Origin of the sequence: Pseudomonas sp. YL2, assembly GCF_023063025.1 — a bacterium.
GTDB classification, from domain to species: domain Bacteria; phylum Pseudomonadota; class Gammaproteobacteria; order Pseudomonadales; family Pseudomonadaceae; genus Aquipseudomonas; species Aquipseudomonas putida_A.
In genome coordinates, this window is record NZ_JAJSLU010000006.1 from 88,102 (window position 1) to 105,661 (window position 17,560).

At 61.9% G+C, this 17,560-nt stretch carries 12 protein-coding genes; 8 read left to right on the plus strand and 4 right to left on the minus strand.

Annotation, left to right across the window (positions count from 1 at the left end):
- Positions 1 to 73: 73 nt before the first annotated feature.
- A complete protein-coding gene (gene mnmC / locus LVD08_RS11435) occupies positions 74 to 2,053 on the minus strand; it encodes a bifunctional tRNA (5-methylaminomethyl-2-thiouridine)(34)-methyltransferase MnmD/FAD-dependent 5-carboxymethylaminomethyl-2-thiouridine(34) oxidoreductase MnmC (RefSeq protein ID WP_247268166.1) in 1,980 nt (659 codons plus the stop codon).
- 337 nt (positions 2,054 to 2,390) lie between these two features.
- On the opposite strand from mnmC, the gene pap reads away from it, so the two are divergent.
- Together pap and LVD08_RS11445 are read left to right on the plus strand one after the other, a co-directional pair.
- On the plus strand, positions 2,391 to 3,905 hold the full coding sequence (pap, locus tag LVD08_RS11440; protein ID WP_247268167.1) for a polyphosphate:AMP phosphotransferase: 1,515 nt from the start codon (positions 2,391 to 2,393) through the stop codon (positions 3,903 to 3,905).
- Positions 3,906 to 4,008: 103 nt separating this feature from the next.
- On the plus strand, positions 4,009 to 5,193 hold the full coding sequence (locus LVD08_RS11445; protein WP_247268168.1) for a thiolase family protein: 1,185 nt from the start codon (positions 4,009 to 4,011) through the stop codon (positions 5,191 to 5,193).
- A 110-nt stretch (positions 5,194 to 5,303) separates the two neighbouring features.
- Here LVD08_RS11445 and LVD08_RS11450 read toward each other — a convergent pair whose 3' ends face one another.
- Positions 5,304 to 5,498: a DUF6316 family protein gene (locus tag LVD08_RS11450; protein ID WP_183785959.1), complete on the minus strand. Its 195-nt coding sequence runs from the start codon at positions 5,496 to 5,498 to the stop codon at positions 5,304 to 5,306.
- A 209-nt stretch (positions 5,499 to 5,707) separates the two neighbouring features.
- Between LVD08_RS11450 and LVD08_RS11455 the strand changes: the two genes are divergently transcribed.
- Positions 5,708 to 6,667, plus strand: coding sequence for a DMT family transporter (locus LVD08_RS11455; RefSeq protein WP_096794912.1), 960 nt, complete (start codon positions 5,708 to 5,710; stop codon positions 6,665 to 6,667).
- Between the two features lie 113 nt (positions 6,668 to 6,780).
- On the opposite strand, the gene LVD08_RS11460 is transcribed toward LVD08_RS11455, so the two are convergent.
- The gene (locus LVD08_RS11460) at positions 6,781 to 8,175 is read right to left on the minus strand and encodes a class II fumarate hydratase (protein WP_027612406.1); all 1,395 of its coding nucleotides are present in this window, start codon (positions 8,173 to 8,175) and stop codon (positions 6,781 to 6,783) included.
- A 193-nt stretch (positions 8,176 to 8,368) separates the two neighbouring features.
- On the opposite strand from LVD08_RS11460, the gene LVD08_RS11465 reads away from it, so the two are divergent.
- The 5 genes from LVD08_RS11465 to LVD08_RS11485 all read left to right on the plus strand — a co-directional run bounded on the left by LVD08_RS11465 (position 8,369) and on the right by LVD08_RS11485 (position 12,882).
- Positions 8,369 to 8,887, plus strand: coding sequence for a DUF2059 domain-containing protein (locus LVD08_RS11465; protein ID WP_003226938.1), 519 nt, complete (start codon positions 8,369 to 8,371; stop codon positions 8,885 to 8,887).
- A 12-nt stretch (positions 8,888 to 8,899) separates the two neighbouring features.
- On the plus strand, positions 8,900 to 9,199 hold the full coding sequence (locus LVD08_RS11470) for a BolA family protein (RefSeq protein WP_003226935.1): 300 nt from the start codon (positions 8,900 to 8,902) through the stop codon (positions 9,197 to 9,199).
- A gap of 293 nt (positions 9,200 to 9,492) precedes the next feature.
- Positions 9,493 to 10,434 (plus strand): oxygen-dependent tRNA uridine(34) hydroxylase TrhO, encoded by a 942-nt coding sequence (gene trhO, locus LVD08_RS11475; RefSeq protein WP_247268169.1) that lies wholly within the window; start codon positions 9,493 to 9,495, stop codon positions 10,432 to 10,434.
- A 35-nt stretch (positions 10,435 to 10,469) separates the two neighbouring features.
- The gene (locus LVD08_RS11480) at positions 10,470 to 11,072 is read left to right on the plus strand and encodes a DsbA family protein (RefSeq protein ID WP_247268254.1); all 603 of its coding nucleotides are present in this window, start codon (positions 10,470 to 10,472) and stop codon (positions 11,070 to 11,072) included.
- Complete coding sequence (locus LVD08_RS11485; RefSeq protein ID WP_247268170.1) at positions 11,065 to 12,882, plus strand: ABC transporter ATP-binding protein; 1,818 nt, start codon at positions 11,065 to 11,067, stop codon at positions 12,880 to 12,882. The genes LVD08_RS11480 and LVD08_RS11485 overlap by 8 nt, the downstream gene beginning before the upstream one ends.
- Here the strand turns inward: LVD08_RS11485 and LVD08_RS11490 are convergent, their stop codons facing one another.
- Positions 12,883 to 17,499, minus strand: coding sequence for a deaminase domain-containing protein (locus LVD08_RS11490; protein ID WP_247268171.1), 4,617 nt, complete (start codon positions 17,497 to 17,499; stop codon positions 12,883 to 12,885). It abuts the gene before it with no gap.
- Positions 17,500 to 17,560 lie beyond the last annotated feature (61 nt).

The following is a 17,560-nucleotide window of genomic DNA, read 5'->3' on the forward strand; positions in this document are numbered from 1 at the left end:
CGCTGCAGATGTGGGAGTTTTAGAACGATGAGTTATAAGAGGGGGCGACTGACCAGCGGCCAGTCGCGATTTTTCATTTGCCGCGAATCAACGTGCGCAGTGCAAAACGATTGGGGTGGCAGGCCTCGGCGACGCTTCTGGGCAGCGGCAGCGGCTCGTTGTCCAGCCACGCCGCGAGCAGTTCGCCCGACAGCGGCGCGGTGATCAGCCCGCGTGAACCGTGGCCACTGTTGACGTACAGGCCATCGAGCCACGGGCAGGTGATGTCCGGCACTTGTCGCGCGTCCTTGCTCAACGCCGCGTAGGCCTGAGCGAAGGCTGTGCGGTCGGCGAGGGGGCCGACGATCGGCAGATAGTCGGGACTGGTGCAGCGGAACGCGGCGCGTCCCTCCAGAGTTTCCGGGGGCAGTTGATTGATGTGCAGGCGCGCCACCAGATCGCTGGAGATTTCTTCGAGCATCGCCAGATTGCCCAGGTGTTCGGCGGTGGTCGGGGTCAGGTCGTCGCTGTTGAAGTCAAAACTCGCACCCAGCGTGTGTTCACCCAGACGTGCCGGGGCGACATAACCTTCGGCGCAGACCACGGTGCGCAGTGTCTGGCTCTCGGTGGTTTGCGGCAGGCGCGTGATTTGCCCGCGAATGCGCTTGAGCGGCAACTCGGCACTTTGCGCAAAGCGTTTGATCTCCGCCGCGCCGGCCAATATCACCACCGGCGCGCTGGCGAGCACGCGCTCGCCGTCGAGGGCTTGCCACTGACCTTCGACCTTGCGCAGTTCCAGCGCATCGTGATGCTTGAGCAGTTCGATGTTCGCTTGCGCGGCTTGCGCCTGACACAGCGCGGGTGGATGCACCCAGCCCCCTTCGGGGTAGAACAGCCCGCCGTGTGCCAGCGCAATCCCGGCTTGGATTTCGGCTTGCGGCTGATCAAGCCAGTGCACCAGATCTTCCGGGAATGCCGCGGCCAGTTGCGCCTGACGCTCGGCTTCCTTGGCATTGAAAGCCAGTTGCAGCACGCCGCAATCGTCCCAGTCGGTGCCGCGTTGCAGGGTTTCCAGCAGGCGGCGGGTGTAGCCGAAGCCGCTGACGATCAGTTGCGACAACGCGGTGCCGTGGGCTGATAACTTCAGGTACAGCACGCCCTGCGGATTGCCCGACGCCTCCTGCGCCACCGCCTCGTGACGCTCCAGCAGACTGACGTGCCAACCGCGCGCGGCGAGGCTGGCAGCGGTCGCACAACCGGCCAGCCCGGCGCCGATCACCAGCGCGCGCCGCTCGCCAGTCAGCGGGGCAGGGCGGGCGAACCACGGTTTGTCCGGCAGCGGTGGCGCGACGTCCTGCGGCCAGCCGAGAAACTCGCCGCGCAGGATCTCCCACTTGTGGCCGATGCCCGGCGTGCGTTTCATCTTGAACCCGGCCGCGTTGAGCAGACGCCGCACCCAGCCGGTGCTGGTGAAGGTGCTGATGGTCGAGCCGGGCGCCGCCAGTCGAGCCAGTTCGACGAACAGTTCGGCGGTCCACATGTCGGGGTTTTTCGCCGGGGCGAAACCGTCGAGAAACCACGCGTCGATCTGCGCATCGAGTTGCGGCAGTTGCTCCAGCGCATCGCCGATCAACAGGGTCAGCGTGACCCGACCGTTGCCGAGAATGATCCGCTGAAAGCCCTGATGGATCGCCACGTACTGCGTCAGCAGTTGATCGGCCAGTGGCTTGAGCTCCGGCCACAAGGCCAGCGCCCGTTGCAGATCGGCCGGACTCAGCGGGTACTTTTCGACGCTGACAAAATGCAGCCGCGCACCGGCCACCGCATGCTGCTCGAACAACTGCCAGGCGCAGAGAAAATTCAGCCCGGTGCCGAAGCCGGTTTCGCCGATTACCAGTCGCCCATTGGCCGGCAGCGCGGCAAAACGCTCGGCCAGACGGTTCTGTTCGAGGAACACGTAACGGGTTTCATCCAGCCCCGACTGGTCGGAAAAATACACATCATCGAACACCCGCGAGCGCGGACGTCCGTGGTCATCCCAGTCGAGTTGGGCGTGGGGCAATACAGGTTTCATGGCAGGCTCGGCAACGACAAGGCGGCCATTCTAGCCGATCGGGCGGAGGGTGCTTGATCCATGGCAAGTGACCCTTGTGTCGAATGCACGATCATCACCGGCTTTTGTGGCGAGGGAGCTTGCTCCCGCCGGGGTGCGCAGCAGCCCCAAAACCTGCGACCACAATTTGTCTGGAGGATGGTGGTTGCAGATCTTGCGACTGCTGCGCAGCCGAGCGGGAGCAAGCTCCCTCGCCACAGTTTGTTCATTCATCCCACTTGCCATAGTGAGCGGAATTTCTCCGCCGCGCCCATGCCCAATCCGCTAGTCTTGCTGAATCCTGGAAGGAGCCGTCCCCATGTTTGAATCCGCCGAAATCGGCCATGCCATCGACAAAGAGACTTACGACGCGGCTGTACCTGCCTTGCGTGAAGCACTGCTGGAAGCTCAGTTCGAGTTGCAACAGCAGAAGCGTTTTCCGGTGATCATTCTGATCAACGGCATCGAGGGCGCAGGCAAGGGCGAGACCGTCAAGTTGCTCAACGAGTGGATGGATCCGCGCCTGATCGAGGTGCGCACCTTCGATCAGCAGACCGATGAAGAGCTGGCGCATCCACCGGCCTGGCGTTACTGGCGGATGCTCCCGGCCAAGGGGCGGATGGGCGTGTTCTTCGGCAACTGGTACAGCCAGATGCTTCAAGGGCGGGTCCACGGTCTGTTCAAGGATCCACGCCTGGACCAGGCGATCAACGCCGCCGAGCGTCTGGAAAAAATGCTCTGCGATGAAGGCGCGCTGATCTTCAAGTTCTGGTTTCACCTGTCCAAGAAGCAGATGAAGGCCCGCCTCAAGGCGCTGGCCGATGACCCGTTGCACAGCTGGCGCATCAGTCCGCTGGACTGGCAGCAATCGCAGACCTACGACAAGTTCGTCAAATACGGCGAGCGCGTGTTGCGCCGCACCAGCCGCGACTACGCGCCGTGGCATGTCATCGAAGGCATGGACGCCAATTACCGCAGTCTGGCGGTCGGCAAGATCCTGCTCGAAGGCCTGCAGAATGCGCTCAAGCGCCCCGAGGTGCATACCGAAGAGGTCAACGCGGCGCCGTTGGGCACGGCGGTCGATCAACTCAACCTGCTCGACAGCCTCGACCTGAACCAGCGGCTGGAAAAGAAAGACTACGAAGAACAACTGATCACCGAGCAGGCGCGGCTGTCCGGGCTGATGCGCGATAAACGCATGCGCCGCCACGCACTGGTGGCGGTGTTCGAAGGCAACGATGCGGCGGGCAAGGGCGGGGCGATTCGCCGGGTGGCGGCGGCGCTCGATCCGCGTCAGTACAGCATCGTGCCGATTGCCGCGCCCACTGAAGAGGAGCGCGCGCAGCCGTATCTGTGGCGCTTCTGGCGGCATTTGCCGGCGCGGGGCAAGTTCACCGTGTTCGACCGCTCCTGGTACGGCCGGGTGCTGGTGGAACGGGTCGAGGGCTTTTGCAGCCCGGCCGACTGGCTGCGGGCTTACAGCGAGATCAACGATTTCGAAGAGCAGATCGCCGACGCCGGGGTCATCGTCGTCAAGTTCTGGCTGGCGATCGACAAGGACACGCAGATGGAGCGTTTCCAGGCCCGCGAGCAGATTCCATTCAAGCGCTTCAAGATCACCGAGGACGACTGGCGCAACCGCGACAAGTGGGACGCCTACCGCGCGGCCGTGGGCGACATGGTCGACCGCACCAGCACCGAGATTTCGCCGTGGACGCTGGTCGAGGCCAATGACAAACGCTGGGCCCGGGTCAAGGTGCTGCGTACGATCAACCGTGCCCTCGAAGAGGCGTTCGCGAAGTCCGACAAACGCGCGAAAAAACACAAGGACTGAGCCAATGGACCCGCATACGCGAGGTGAATGATTGTCGCGGTCGGCGGCAGGGTGGACTTATGCTCGGTACACTCTCCTCCGACAACAACAATTGAGGTATGCCATGCGTGAAGTGGTGATCGTCGACAGCGTGCGGACCGGCCTGGCCAAGTCCTTTCGCGGCAAGTTCAACCAGACCCGTCCCGACGACATGGCGGCCCATTGCGTCAACGCGCTGCTGTCGCGCAATGACATCGACCCGGCCAGCGTCGAGGACTGCATTGTCGGCGCCGGATCCAACGAGGGCGCGCAGGGTTACAACATCGGCCGCAACGTGGCGGTGCTCTCGCGGCTGGGCACCGGCGTGGCCGGCATGACCCTCAACCGTTTCTGCTCGTCGGGGTTGCAGGCGATTGCGATTGCCGCCAACCAGATCGCCTCCGGTTGCAGCGACATCATTGTCGCTGGCGGCGTCGAATCAATCAGCCTGACCCTGAAAAGCGTCAACACCGATCACCTGATCAACCCGTTGCTCAAGCAGCAGGTGCCGGGCATCTACTACACCATGGGCCAGACCGCCGAAGTGGTTGCGCGGCGTTATGACGTGAGCCGCGAGGCCCAGGATCGTTACGCGCTGCAAAGCCAGCTGCGCACTGCCCAGGCGCAGGCGGCCGGGCTGTTCAATGATGAAATTGTGCCGATGGCGGTCAAGTACCGTGTCGAAGACAAGAACAGTGGCGAAGTGCAGATCCTCGACGGCCTTGTCGATCACGACGACTGCAACCGCCCGGACACCACTTACGAAAGTCTCGCCGGACTGAAACCGGTGTTTGCCGAGGACGGTTCGGTCACCGCCGGCAACTCGTCGCAGCTGTCCGACGGCGCCTCGATGACGCTGGTGATGAGCCTGGAAAAAGCCCTGCAACTGGGGCTCAAGCCGAAGGCGTTTTTCCGCGGTTTCACCGTCGCCGGTTGCGAGCCGGACGAAATGGGCATCGGCCCGGTGTTCTCGGTGCCGAAACTGCTCAAGGCCAAAGGCTTGCAGGTGGCGGATATCGATCTGTGGGAGCTCAACGAGGCTTTTGCCTCGCAATGCCTGTATGCCCGCGATCGGCTGGAGATCGACAACGACAAATACAACGTCAACGGCGGCTCGATTTCCATCGGCCACCCGTTCGGCATGACCGGTTCGCGGCAGGTCGGGCATCTGGTGCGCGAGTTGCAGCGGCGTAATTTGCGTTACGGCATCGTGACCATGTGCGTGGGAGGCGGGATGGGGGCGGCGGGGTTGTTTGAGGCGGTGCGCTGAACCCTGGAAGGTGGGGTGGTTGATCTACCGCTTTCGCGAGCAGGCTCGCTCCCACATTGGAATGCATTAACCTGTGGGAGCGAGCCTGCTCGCGATGAGATCCACCGGATTTACCGGTTGGAATCCAGAAGCTGCATCCGCGCGATATACGCCTGAATTTCCTGCTCTGCCTTCTCCGGGGAGTCGAACGGCCCCTCAAGGGTGTTCTCCCGCGTGCTGAAAAACAGTTCGCCATTGACCCGACACAACCGGTCGCTGCGAAAGTGCGTGGCGGGGGCGCTGTCATCGGCGCGCATTCCGTACATGATCCGGCTCCTTGATTAATCCGTTGCAGGGATCCAATCAGCTTATGCCTGAAGCACTTGGCGCGCCTCGTCAGCCGATCAACGGCAAAGCGTCAATTTAATGCTGCGACCTGCACAGTTTCATTCGCGGCCTGGCCCGAACTGTCCCTGTGTTGCGTCTGTCGGCGGGCCTAGAATGACCGCTCTTGTCAGCAGGCATTGGGGTTCGCATGCACATTTCATCCGGTCGCTGGGTTTACGGTCTGTTCCTGGCGCTGCTGACGGCGTTTTTGTGGGGCATCCTGCCAATCAAACTCAAGCAGGTGCTGCAGGTGATGGACCCGATCACTGTGACTTGGTTTCGCCTGTTGGTCTCCGGCGGCTGCCTGTTCATCTACCTGGCAGCCACGCGACGCCTGCCGAGCCGCAAGGTGCTCGGCCCCAGGGGTGGCTGGCTGGTGCTGATGGCGGTGCTCGGGCTGGTGGGCAACTACGTGCTGTACCTGATGGGTCTTAACCTGCTCAGCCCCGGCACCGCGCAGTTGGTGGTGCAGATGGGGCCGATCATGTTGCTGATCGCCAGCCTGTTTGTGTTCAAGGAGCGCTTCAGCATCGGTCAGGGCATTGGCCTGGCGGTGCTGCTGATCGGCTTTGTGCTGTTCTTCAATCAGCGTCTGGCTGAACTGCTCACCTCATTGTCGGACTACACCGCCGGCGTGTTGCTGGTGCTGCTGGCCTCGACGGTCTGGACCTTCTACGCACTGGGGCAGAAGCAATTGCTCACGGTGTGGAATTCGTTGCAGGTGATGATGGTGATCTACCTGTTCTGCGCGCTGTTGCTGACACCGTGGGTGCATCCGCTCGAAGCACTGGAACTGAGCCCGGTGCAGGGTTGGCTGTTGCTGGCGTGCTGCATGAACACGCTGATTGCCTACGGTGCCTTTGCTGAAGCACTGGCGCACTGGGAGGCCTCGCGGGTCAGTGCGACGCTGGCGATCACGCCGTTGGTGACCTTTGGCGCGGTGGCGATTGCCGCCGGGGTGTGGCCGGAATATGTGCATGCCGAGCAGATCAATGGGCTGGGTTATGGCGGGGCGGTGCTGGTGGTGCTGGGGTCGGCGCTGGTGGCGTTGGGGCCGTCGTTGATTGCCGGGCTGAAGGCGCGGCGGATGCGCATTGCAGCCAGTTAGACCGCGTTATCGTTCTTCGCGAGCAAGCCCGCTCCCACATGGGTACGGCGTACACCGATCAAAATGTGGGAGCGGGCTTGCTCGCGAAGGCGGCCTGTCAGGCGCTACAGTAATCAGCCCTTGGCGCCAGCCTCAATCATGTTCTCCGGCCGCACCCAGGCATCGAACTCTTCATCAGTCAGATAGCCCAGTTGCAGCGCCGCCTCACGCAAGGTCAAGCCTTCGCCGTAAGCCTTCTTGGCGATTTCCGCCGACTTGTCGTAACCGATGTGCGGATTCAGCGCGGTCACCAGCATCAGCCCACGCTCCAGGTGTTTGGCCATGACTTCGGCGTCGGGTTCAAGACCGGCAATGCAGTGCTGCTGGAAGTTGCTGCAACCATCGGCAAGCAGGCGGATCGATTGCAGCACATTGTGGATGATCACCGGTTTGTAGACGTTCAGTTGCAGGTGACCCTGACTCGCCGCAATGCCGATGGTGACGTCGTTGCCCAACACCTGGCAGGCCAGCATCGACAGCGCTTCGCACTGAGTCGGGTTGACCTTGCCGGGCATGATCGAGCTGCCCGGTTCGTTGGCCGGCAGCTTGACTTCGGCAAAGCCTGCGCGAGGGCCGGAGCCGAGCAGGCGCAGGTCGTTGGCGATTTTCATCAGCGCCACGGCGAGCGTCTTCAGGGCGCCGGACAGGCTGGTCAGCGGCTCATGCCCGGCCAGTGCGGCAAACTTGTTCGGCGCGGTGACGAAGGGCAGGCCGGACAGGGCAGCGAGTTCGGCGGCAATCGCTTCGCCAAAGCCGTGCGGCGAATTCAGACCGGTGCCCACCGCGGTGCCGCCCTGCGCCAGCTCACACACCGCCGGCAGCGCGGCGCGGATCGCTCGTTCGGCGTAATCCAGCTGCGCTATAAAGCCCGACAGCTCCTGACCGAAGGTGATCGGCGTCGCGTCCATCATGTGCGTGCGACCGGTCTTCACCAGTTTCATATGGCGTGCGGCCAGTTCGGCCAGACCGCCGGACAACTCGGCGATCGCCGGCAGCAATTGCTCCTGCACGGCTTTGGCAGTGGCGATGCTCATGGCGGTGGGGAAGCAGTCGTTGGAGCTTTGCGAGCGGTTGACGTGATCGTTGGGGTGCACCGGCGTCTTGCCGCCGCGCGGGTTGCCGGCCAGTTCGTTGGCGCGACCGGCGATCACTTCGTTGACGTTCATGTTGCTCTGGGTGCCGCTGCCGGTCTGCCAGACCACCAGCGGAAACTGGTCGTCGTGCTGGCCGTCGAGGACTTCGTCGGCGGCCTGTTCGATCAGGCGAGCAATGTCGGCGGGCAGGTCGCCGTTGCGGTCGTTGACCCGGGCGGCGGCTTTCTTGATCAGGGCCAGGGCGTGCAGTACCGGCAGCGGCATGCGTTCCTGGCCAATGGCGAAGTTGATCAGCGAGCGTTGCGTCTGAGCACCCCAGTAGGCGTCGTCCGGGACTTCGATCTGGCCCAGGCTGTCGGTTTCGATACGGCTCATCGTGCACACTCCTGTTGGTCTGTTTGCGCAGTTTAGGCCCGGTCAGGCCCAGGTGGTTCCCTCGAACCGATTGTTGACCGGTAAAACCCGGGCAATCAAGCGCGGCAAGGCTCGGGGGTTGAGCCACGAGGTTTTTTAGGCGCAGAATGGTCGCCCTTGGGGTTTTACCTCGCCTAGCTGAAAAGGAAACTCGATGACTCGTCTTCGTGCCATCTGCACCGCGGTTGCACTGGTTTGCGCCAGCGGCCAGGTGCTTGCCGATACCGCCAGCCACAACGCCAGTGCTGAAGCTTTCCTGACCCTGGCGCACGCTGACAAGCTGGGCACTCCGGTGTACATGCAAGTGCAGCAAATGTTCGCTCAGCGTTTTGAACAGACCAAAGCCCCGGAATCCAAGAAAGCCGTACTGGAAACCTACCAGGCCAAGGCCAACGCCGCCCTGGACCAGGCCATCGGCTGGAACAAGCTCAAGCCTGACATGGTCAAGCTCTACACCAGCAACTTCAGCGAATCGGAGCTCAAAGACCTGGTCGCGTTCTACCAGTCGCCACTGGGCAAGAAAGTCCTGGAGAAAATGCCGCAGCTGACCCAGCAATCGGCCCAGATGACTCAGGCCAAGCTGGAAAGCGCCGTGCCTGTCGTCAACAAACTGCTCGACGACATGACCAACGAGCTGGCACCGAAAGGCGCTGCGCCGGCCAAGAAGAAGTAAGCGGAGTTCGTGATGACCATGCAACAACGCATCGAATCGACGCTGGGCCTGCTGCAGCCTGAGCATCTGCAAGTGCTGGACGAAAGCCACATGCACAGTCGCGGGTTACAGACGCACTTCAAGGCGGTGGTGGTCAGCGCGCAGTTCGAAGGCCTGAACCGGGTCAAGCGCCACCAGAAAGTCTACGGCACGCTTGGCGAGCTGATGGGCGAGTTCCATGCGTTGGCGCTGCACACCTACACCCCGCAGGAATGGGCAGAAGTGGGCGCCGCCCCGGCGTCGCCGACCTGTGCCGGCGGTAGCAAACACTGATCCTGGATGAGGCGGGATTTTTGTGGCGAGGGGATTTATCCCCGATGGGCTGCGAAGCAGCCCTAAAACCACAGAACTCGATATACCAGGAAAAACGCATTCTCAGGGTTTGGGGCCGCTTCGCAGCCCATCGGGGATAAATCCCCTCACCACAGGTTTTGTGTTGTCACAGAAACTCGGTAAATCCTAAATCCACCGTGTTTTTGCTAGAATCCGCAACGCGCCGCTCACCCGGCGCGTTTTTTTTGAATCCGGTTCACCCTTTGCGAGGGTAGCCACCTGGAGAAATACCCATGACACAACCGATTGTCGTGGCGGCACTGTATAAGTTCGTCACCCTCGAAGATTACGTTGACCTGCGCGAGCCCCTGCTGCAAGCGATGGTCGACAATGGCATCAAAGGCACTCTGCTGATCGCCGAAGAAGGCATCAACGGCACCGTGTCCGGCAGTCGCGAAGGCATCGACGGCCTGCTCGCCTGGCTGAAGAACGACCCGCGCATGATCGACATCGACCACAAAGAGTCGTACTGCGACGAGCAGCCGTTCTACCGCACCAAGGTCAAACTGAAAAAAGAGATCGTCACCCTCGGCGTCGAAGGCGTGGACCCGAACAAAAAGGTCGGCACCTACGTTGAGCCGCAGGACTGGAACGCGCTGATCAGCGACCCGGAAGTGCTGCTGATCGACACCCGCAACGACTACGAAGTGGCGATCGGCACCTTCGAAGGCGCCATCGATCCGAAAACCACCAGTTTTCGCGAATTCCCCGACTACATCAAAGAACACTTCGACCCGGCCGTGCACAAAAAGGTCGCGATGTTCTGCACCGGCGGCATTCGCTGCGAGAAAGCCTCCAGCTACATGCTGGGCGAGGGTTTCGAAGAGGTTTACCACCTCAAGGGCGGCATCCTGAAGTACCTCGAAGAAGTGCCGCAGGACGAAACCAAGTGGCAGGGCGACTGCTTCGTGTTCGACAACCGGGTGACCGTGCGTCACGACCTCAGCGAAGGCGACTACGATCAATGTCATGCCTGTCGCACACCGGTCAGCGTTGAAGATCGCGCCTCCGAGCACTACGTGGCCGGCATCAGCTGCCCGCATTGCTGGGACAAGCTGAGCGAGAAAACCCGCCGCAGCGCCATCGATCGGCAGAAGCAGATCGAACTGGCCAAGGCGCGCAACATGCCGCACCCGATCGGCTACAACTATAAACAAGCATCCACCGAGGCCTGATCATGACTGCGCGCCTGCTCTATGTGATGGATCCGATGTGTTCCTGGTGCTGGGGGTTCGCTCCAGTCGCCAAGGCCTTGGTCGAGCAGGCGCAGGCAGCCGGAGTGGAGCTGCATCTGGTGGTCGGGGGCTTGCGCACCGGCAGCGGTGCGGCGCTGGAACCGACCACGCGGCGCTACATCCTTGAGCATTGGCAGGCGGTCACCGAGGCCACCGGTCAGCCATTCAGGTTCGAAGGCGCGCTACCCGATGGTTTCGTCTACGACACCGAGCCGGCCTGCCGGGCAATTGTCACCGCGCGCAGTCTGGCGCCGGATTGCGCCTGGAAACTGGTCGGCCTGATCCAGCAGGCGTTTTACGCTGAGGGCCGCGATGTCACCCAGGCCAGCGTGTTGGTCGAGCTGGCCGAGCAGGCCGGCGTGCCACGTATCGAGTTTGCCGCGCTGTTCGATCATGCCGATCAGCACAAGGCGACTCAGGCTGATTTCAGCTGGGTACAGGATCTGGGCATCGCCGGGTTTCCGACCCTGCTCGCCGAGCGCAACGGCCAACTGGCGCTGTTGACCAACGGCTATCAACCGCTCAGTGAACTCTCGCCATTGCTCGGCCGCTGGCTGGAGCGCGCAGCCTGTGCCTGACCGAGCCGATGACACGCCAGCCGTAAAGCGTGTCGACCGGCTGAGCTGGGCAGAAGTCCGGCGCCTGGCACTGCATCACAAAAAATCCCTGTGGATCGCCAACGGCGTGGCCGTGCTGGCGACGCTGTGCAGCGTGCCGATTCCGTTGCTGCTGCCCTTGCTGGTGGACGAGGTCCTGCTCGGGCATGGCGATGCCGCGCTGAAAGTCATGAATCACGTGCTGCCGTCGATGTGGCAACAAGCGGCGGGTTACATCGGCCTGATGCTGCTGGTCACCCTGACCCTGCGTTGCAGCGCCCTGTGTTTTGGCGTGTTGCAGGCGCGGCTGTTTGCGCGGCTGGCGAAAGACATCGTTTACCGTATCCGTGTGCGCCTGATCGAACGCCTGAAAAGGATTTCCCTCGGCGAATACGAAAGCCTCGGCAGCGGCACTGTGACCACGCACCTGGTCACCGATCTGGACACTCTCGACAAATTTGTCGGCGAAACCCTGAGCCGGTTTCTGGTGGCGATGCTGACCCTGGTCGGCACCGCCAGCATCCTGATGTGGATGCACTGGAAACTGGCGCTGCTGATCCTGCTGTTCAACCCGCTGGTGATCTACGCCACGGTGCAATTGGGCAAGCGGGTCAAGCACCTGAAGAAACTGGAGAACGACAGCACCTCGCGTTTCACTCAGGCCTTGAGTGAAACCCTCGATGCCATTCAGGAAGTGCGCGCCGGCAACCGCCAGGGCTTCTTCCTTGGCCGGCTTGGCTTGCGTGCGCAGGAAGTGCGCAATTACGCGGTCAACTCGCAGTGGAAGACCGATGCCTCGAACCGCGCCAGTGGTCTGCTGTTTCAGTTCGGCATCGACATCTTCCGCGCGGCGGCGATGCTCACGGTACTGTTCTCCGACCTGTCGATCGGGCAGATGCTCGCGGTGTTCAGCTACCTGTGGTTCATGATCGGCCCGGTCGAACAACTGCTCAATCTGCAATACGCCTACTACGCGGCGGGCGGCGCGCTGGCGCGGATCAACGAACTGTTGGCGCGGGCCGACGAGCCGCAGTACCCCGGTGGCGTCGATCCGTTCAAAGGCCGGGAAACCGTGGGTATCGAGGTGCAGGGGCTGAGCTTCGGTTACGGCGATGAGTTGGTGGTGGATCAGATGAACCTGTCGATCGCCCCCGGAGAGAAAGTCGCGATTGTCGGTGCCAGTGGCGGCGGCAAAAGTACTTTGGTGCAGTTGCTGCTGGGGCTTTACACGCCGTCGGCGGGGACCATTCGTTTCGGCGGTTCGACCCAGCAGGAAATCGGTCTGGAGCTGATTCGTGAAAACGTCGCGGTGGTGCTGCAGCATCCGGCGCTGTTCAACGACAGCGTGCGCGCCAACCTGACCATGGGCCGCACCCGCAGCGACGAAGCCTGCTGGCAGGCACTGGAAATCGCCCAGCTGGAGGCGACCATTCGCGCGCTGCCGGACGGTCTCGACAGTATCGTCGGACGCTCCGGCGTGCGCCTGTCCGGCGGTCAGCGCCAGCGTCTGTCGATTGCGCGGATGATCCTCGCCGAGCCGAAAGTGGTAATTCTCGACGAGGCCACCTCGGCCCTCGATGCCGCCACCGAATACAACCTGCATCAGGCCATGGCGCGTTTTCTCAGCGGCCGCACCACGCTGATCATTGCCCATCGCCTGTCGGCGGTGAAGCAGGCGGATCGGGTGCTGGTGTTCGATGGCGGGCAAGTGGCCGAGGACGGCGACCACCAGCAACTGATCGCCGATGGCGGCCTCTACGCCAAGCTCTACGGCCACCTGCAGCGCCTGTAATCAGCCCCACAGCACCTGCAACGCCGCCTCGCCGCCGTCGTGTCCGAACTGCTTCATCACCACCGAACAGGATTCGCACGGGCGCATGGTCGTGGCGATGTCGACCGCGCGGATCTCGTTCGGATCGGGGTATTTCTCGCGGATCACTCTGATCAGTTTGCTTTCGCTGTCCAGCGAGGTCGGGCGGAGGGTGTCCGCCGGTTTGTATTTTTGCAGATCCTTGATGGTTAGCGGCACGGCCAGAATCTTGCCCTGCTCGGTGACTTCCAGAGAGGTTCGCGGGAAGGCCGGGTTGTAGTCGACATTGATATAGGTGGTGTCGCTGATCCGCACTTGATTGGCGTCAATGTCGCGAAACAACGGCAGGCGCTGGGTGCTGTCCTGGGAGCCGGAGACACTGACGTAGATCTCCCGTTTACCGCTGGCCGTGGTGACTTCGGCAAAGGCAATGTTGCGCGGATTGACTGGCCGCTCACGCACGGGCAACAGTTTGTGCAGTTTCTGCATGGCACTGTCGATGCGCAGGGCCGCGTTAGTGTTGGCCGGGTTGATTGTTGGTGACAGAAACAACGTGTCGAAAATCTCTGCGGTTTTTTGCCGAAAGGCTTCGGGCGCTTCCTTGCTGCGCGTCCAGGTGGCGGCGCCTTCGGGCAGGCGGGTGACGATCATCCGTGTCGAGTGATCGAACATCAGTGCTTCGCCCGGGCTGGTGTCGACCTTCAGCCATTTCATGTTTTTTGCAGGAATGGCCGTGGTGCCGATGGGGATCGCGATCTGTTCCATGGTCTGCATCGCGCGCTGCACCGATTCCAGGCCATGGATGCGCACCATGTTGTTGGCATGCAGCGAGCCGGTGTAGACGGTCAGCAGTTCAGCACCGAGGGTGCCGTCGGCCAGTTCGGCGGGGGCCAGGCGCTTGAACGTCAGCTGTTTGCCGGGGATTTCGCCTTTGGCGAAGGTTGCCAGGTAGTACTCGTGGTTGTTGACCCGGAAAAACACATGGGTGGCCGAGTCGTCGATGGCCGGCATCAGCACTGCACCGACCTGATGTGAATCGTTGATTCCGTCATAGGTACCGCCGGTTTTTATCCGCGCATAAATGCCTTTGCGAAACTGCAACGTGGCTTGAATCTGCTGCCTCGGCACCAGCATGCCCTGATGGAAGCCCAGCCGACGCAGATCGCCGGTGAACAGCCTCGGGCGGTTGGCGATGATCTGATAAAGCGTGGCATCGACCGCCAGAAACGTTCCGCGCTGCCGGGGAAGGGTGGCCGGCTCCGAAACCCGCTCGCCAAACCACGGTGCGTAACCCTTTTCCCTGTCGATGGTGCCGAGGGCGGGGGTCGGAGCGGGTTCGGCACTGATGTAGCTGACGCGGCAGTCGCCCGCGCCCGGTGCACGACGTATCCGGCACGGCAGCAGCGTCCAGTGCTGGCTGTCATCGAGCAGATCGACCCGGCGCAGTTCATCGCCGTCGAGTCGATAAGGTACGTCATCGATCATTACCGTGTTGCGTCCGCCAGCCTCGGGCATGAGTTCGACGCGCCTGTCGGGCATCAGCTCTATATCGATCTGATCGTCGGTTTTTTTTACGGCGCGGTAGTGCGAACGCCCCAGCGAAAAGTCATGTTCGTGTGCGAGCAACTGTGGCCCGTAAGGGCGGTCGGACAGCGGATCGAGCAAGTGATACCGCGAGCCGCCGATGTTGCGCACCGGCACATCGTCAATGCCCCTCACCACGGCCAGATGATCGGCAGGGTTCAGCGCTTTCCAGCGTCCGGCATCCAGTGCCTGGGGCAGACTGTGCATCAGGTCAGAATCAGCGCTTCTGCCAGCCAGCCTTTTCAGGCGTACTACGGCGCGGTGTTCCAGATGCGCCACAGCCCGCAGTGCGCCGAGCGCGCCTCGGCCACCAAGCTTGAGCAGGATGGGTACAGCGGCCAGTGGATTGAAGTTTCTCAAGGTCGAAACCAGCAGGTTTTCCGACAGTCTCGCCATGCGAGGCAGGGCGACGCGAATCGACATTTTTCCTGCCACTGCGGCGAGGCGGATGCTGCCGGCGACGAATTTGCCCAAGGGAATCGCGAACGAGACGATATCGAGAAACAGGCCGAGCACGCCCAGTGCGCGTTTCCACAGTTTGTCCGATTGCAGGTCTTCGAGGCTGCCCCAGAACGGGATAAAGCCCCTGACGGCATGAATCCAGTGTTTTTTGTTGATGTCGCGTTCGAAGCGGGTGCTTCCCCAGGCTTCACTGCGCAGCGCCTGCTCATCGACATAGAACAACTGGTTCGCGATGAAAGAGGCGATTTGCGCAGTGCGTGGCGAAGTGAAGGTCAGGTTCGGCGAGCTGTCGTGATGGGCTGCCGGGATCATCGAAGCGGGGAGGGGGGCGCCCAGTGAATCGAGGATGGCGACGCACTTGGCTTTGAGGTCGAGTATCTTGCCGTCCCAGTGTGCTTCTCGATGGAATGGCAGGCGGCCGGCGACGATGCGAGAGATGCTCTGTGCCTTGGTCCGTCCAGGTCTGGGTGATAGTGGTGGCAACGTAAACCCACCGATATGGAACGGCGTCAAGTCGGGGCGTTTGCGAATGATACCGGCGCGCGGCAGGCACTCGTAGAAGCGCGGTTCACTTCGATCATTCACGTGCAGCACGAAACCCATGCGTGCCCTGTGCGGCAGGGTGTTTTCCAGTGTTTCCAGGTGAGACTCGATAAGCCGTGTCGGATCTCTGAGGCTGAGAATCCGCACTTCACCGTGCTCCAGTGCCCGGCGGTCAGCCCACGGCAGCGTGACTAATAGCGACTTGATCAGATATTCATAGGCTTTGCGGGTCTTGCTCAGATAGTCGTCGAACTGCCGCTCAAACAATGTCTTGATGTCGGGCAGGGTGCGGTTGCTCGGGAACCGTGAAAGACGTCGGCCTGGAGGTCCGATGTCGACAAAACCGCTTTGCAGTTTGCCTGCTGCGTTGAGGCTGATCCATTCGCTGGCGCTGCGGCCATCGTTGCTGACGTACCAGCGTGTGTCGGCGCTCAGGCCGCCAGAGGCATAAACCTCCAGTAGCGGCCAAGTGGGCAATGCCACATCCGGGGTGTCGATAATGCTGCGTCGGCTACGGCTGGACGTTGAATGATGGTGGCGTTTGAGGCGAATCGTCGTGTGATCGTACAGCTCGTTGGCCAGCGCCTTGTCCAGTTGCTGTTTTGCCAGGGCGAGTCGCCGTGGCGGCTCGATGTCCAGTTGCAGGATCGCTGCGTTCATTTGCTTCTTGTGGTCTTCCAGCGCTTGCAGGGCAGCGTCATCGCCGGATGTCTCGTTCGCAGCGACCTGGGCTCCGGTGGCCAGTGTCCAGGTCTGTGCGGCAGCCACTCGGGTCATGGCGATCAGGGTTTGCAGGTCGGTGCCGGCGTTTTCGCTTTTGTGCAGCGGCAGATCGACCAGTTGCTGAAAGCTCAGATATTCCAGCAACTGTGGATCGAGGGCGTGGGCGAGGTGCACGCCATGCACGAAATTGACCCAGACCACCGAGCTGGCGTACGGCAGGTCGTCAGGAATGTCGCGCACTTGAAATTCCGGCCCGAACTGCGTCAGGCATACCCATCCCAGCAGATGTTTTTCGGTCGGGGTCGAGGTTCGGTGAGAATCCTCCAGGTGCTGTAAAAAATCGCGGCGAATGCTGGCGTAACTGGCGCCGTGGTGAGCGCGCTGTTCCAGCGCAAAACCGGCCACTTCGATCGAGCTGCCTTCGCCGGGCAGTTCGTACCACAGGCACAACGCTTCGAGCAGTAAACGCAGGCCGATATCGGGGACGGTCGGTTCATCGGGTCGCGCGCCATACCATTGCAATTTCTGCAGCAAGCGCTGGCCCAGGTCGCGCGCCTTGGGGGTGTCGAGCAGGCGTTCGAGGCAGGCGGCGGGCTGCTGTTCCAGTTGCTGGCGGGTGAAGGCCGGCGTTACTTCGCTGGCCAGGCTGTCGATGGCCGACAGGGTTTTGCCGGTGAGCCAGTCGCCAATCAGGTCGTGAATCGCGGCTTTGTCATCGTCGCTCATCAGTACCGTCAGCGCCGCATGGTGTCGCAGATTCAGTCGATGGCTGGCGCTTTGTTCTTCGACCTTGCCGATCAGGCGGGCCAGCGTCTTGGCGTCCGGTGTGTCCGGGAATGTGAACCCGGACTCACGCAGCAACTGAGATAGCGGCAGCAGCCTGTCGGAACGCAGGTGTGCGCCTATACTCAGCAACGCTCGCTGAAACTCTTGAATGCGGCTGGAGGCCCGGGTGACATCTTCGATGACGTAGCGGGCGGAACTGCCATCGGGACGGTTGAAGGAAAACCTGCAGTGACCGGCTGCGGCGTCGACTTGCAGCAGCGTTCCTCGGGACGCCTGCAGATGCACCGCCAATTGCGGCTCGCCGCTGTCTTCGAACAGCGCTTGCAGAAGGTTTTGCGCATGGTCATGTGCTGCACCCAGGCGTGAATGTGTCTGGGGCGTCAGGTAGTAGGTCTGCAGTGAGGTCGATGCGCTGAGCACCGCGCGCAAGGCGGTGATCATTGCGCGGTATTCGCTCTGTTGGGCAGTATGGCGTTGCAGTGTGGCGGAAGGTGACTGCATGGAAAACGGCTCTGGAATGATTGAAAGCCGTCAGTGTCGAAGCATGGCGAACAGCGGGTGC

What these genes read in the sequence shown, in the direction of transcription:
- LVD08_RS11465 (WP_003226938.1), top strand. Translation starts at nt 8,369, where the DNA reads ATGACTCGTCTTCGTGCCATCTGCACCGCGGTTGCACTGGTTTGCGCC.
- LVD08_RS11480 (WP_247268254.1), top strand. Translation starts at nt 10,470, where the DNA reads ATGTGTTCCTGGTGCTGGGGGTTCGCTCCAGTCGCCAAGGCCTTGGTC.
- LVD08_RS11455 (WP_096794912.1), top strand. Translation starts at nt 5,708, where the DNA reads ATGCACATTTCATCCGGTCGCTGGGTTTACGGTCTGTTCCTGGCGCTG.
- pap (WP_247268167.1), top strand. Translation starts at nt 2,391, where the DNA reads ATGTTTGAATCCGCCGAAATCGGCCATGCCATCGACAAAGAGACTTAC.
- LVD08_RS11490 (WP_247268171.1), bottom strand. Translation starts at nt 17,499, where the DNA reads ATGCAGTCACCTTCCGCCACACTGCAACGCCATACTGCCCAACAGAGC.
- LVD08_RS11470 (WP_003226935.1), top strand. Translation starts at nt 8,900, where the DNA reads ATGACCATGCAACAACGCATCGAATCGACGCTGGGCCTGCTGCAGCCT.
- LVD08_RS11450 (WP_183785959.1), bottom strand. Translation starts at nt 5,498, where the DNA reads ATGTACGGAATGCGCGCCGATGACAGCGCCCCCGCCACGCACTTTCGC.
- mnmC (WP_247268166.1), bottom strand. Translation starts at nt 2,053, where the DNA reads ATGAAACCTGTATTGCCCCACGCCCAACTCGACTGGGATGACCACGGA.
- LVD08_RS11460 (WP_027612406.1), bottom strand. Translation starts at nt 8,175, where the DNA reads ATGAGCCGTATCGAAACCGACAGCCTGGGCCAGATCGAAGTCCCGGAC.
- LVD08_RS11445 (WP_247268168.1), top strand. Translation starts at nt 4,009, where the DNA reads ATGCGTGAAGTGGTGATCGTCGACAGCGTGCGGACCGGCCTGGCCAAG.
- trhO (WP_247268169.1), top strand. Translation starts at nt 9,493, where the DNA reads ATGACACAACCGATTGTCGTGGCGGCACTGTATAAGTTCGTCACCCTC.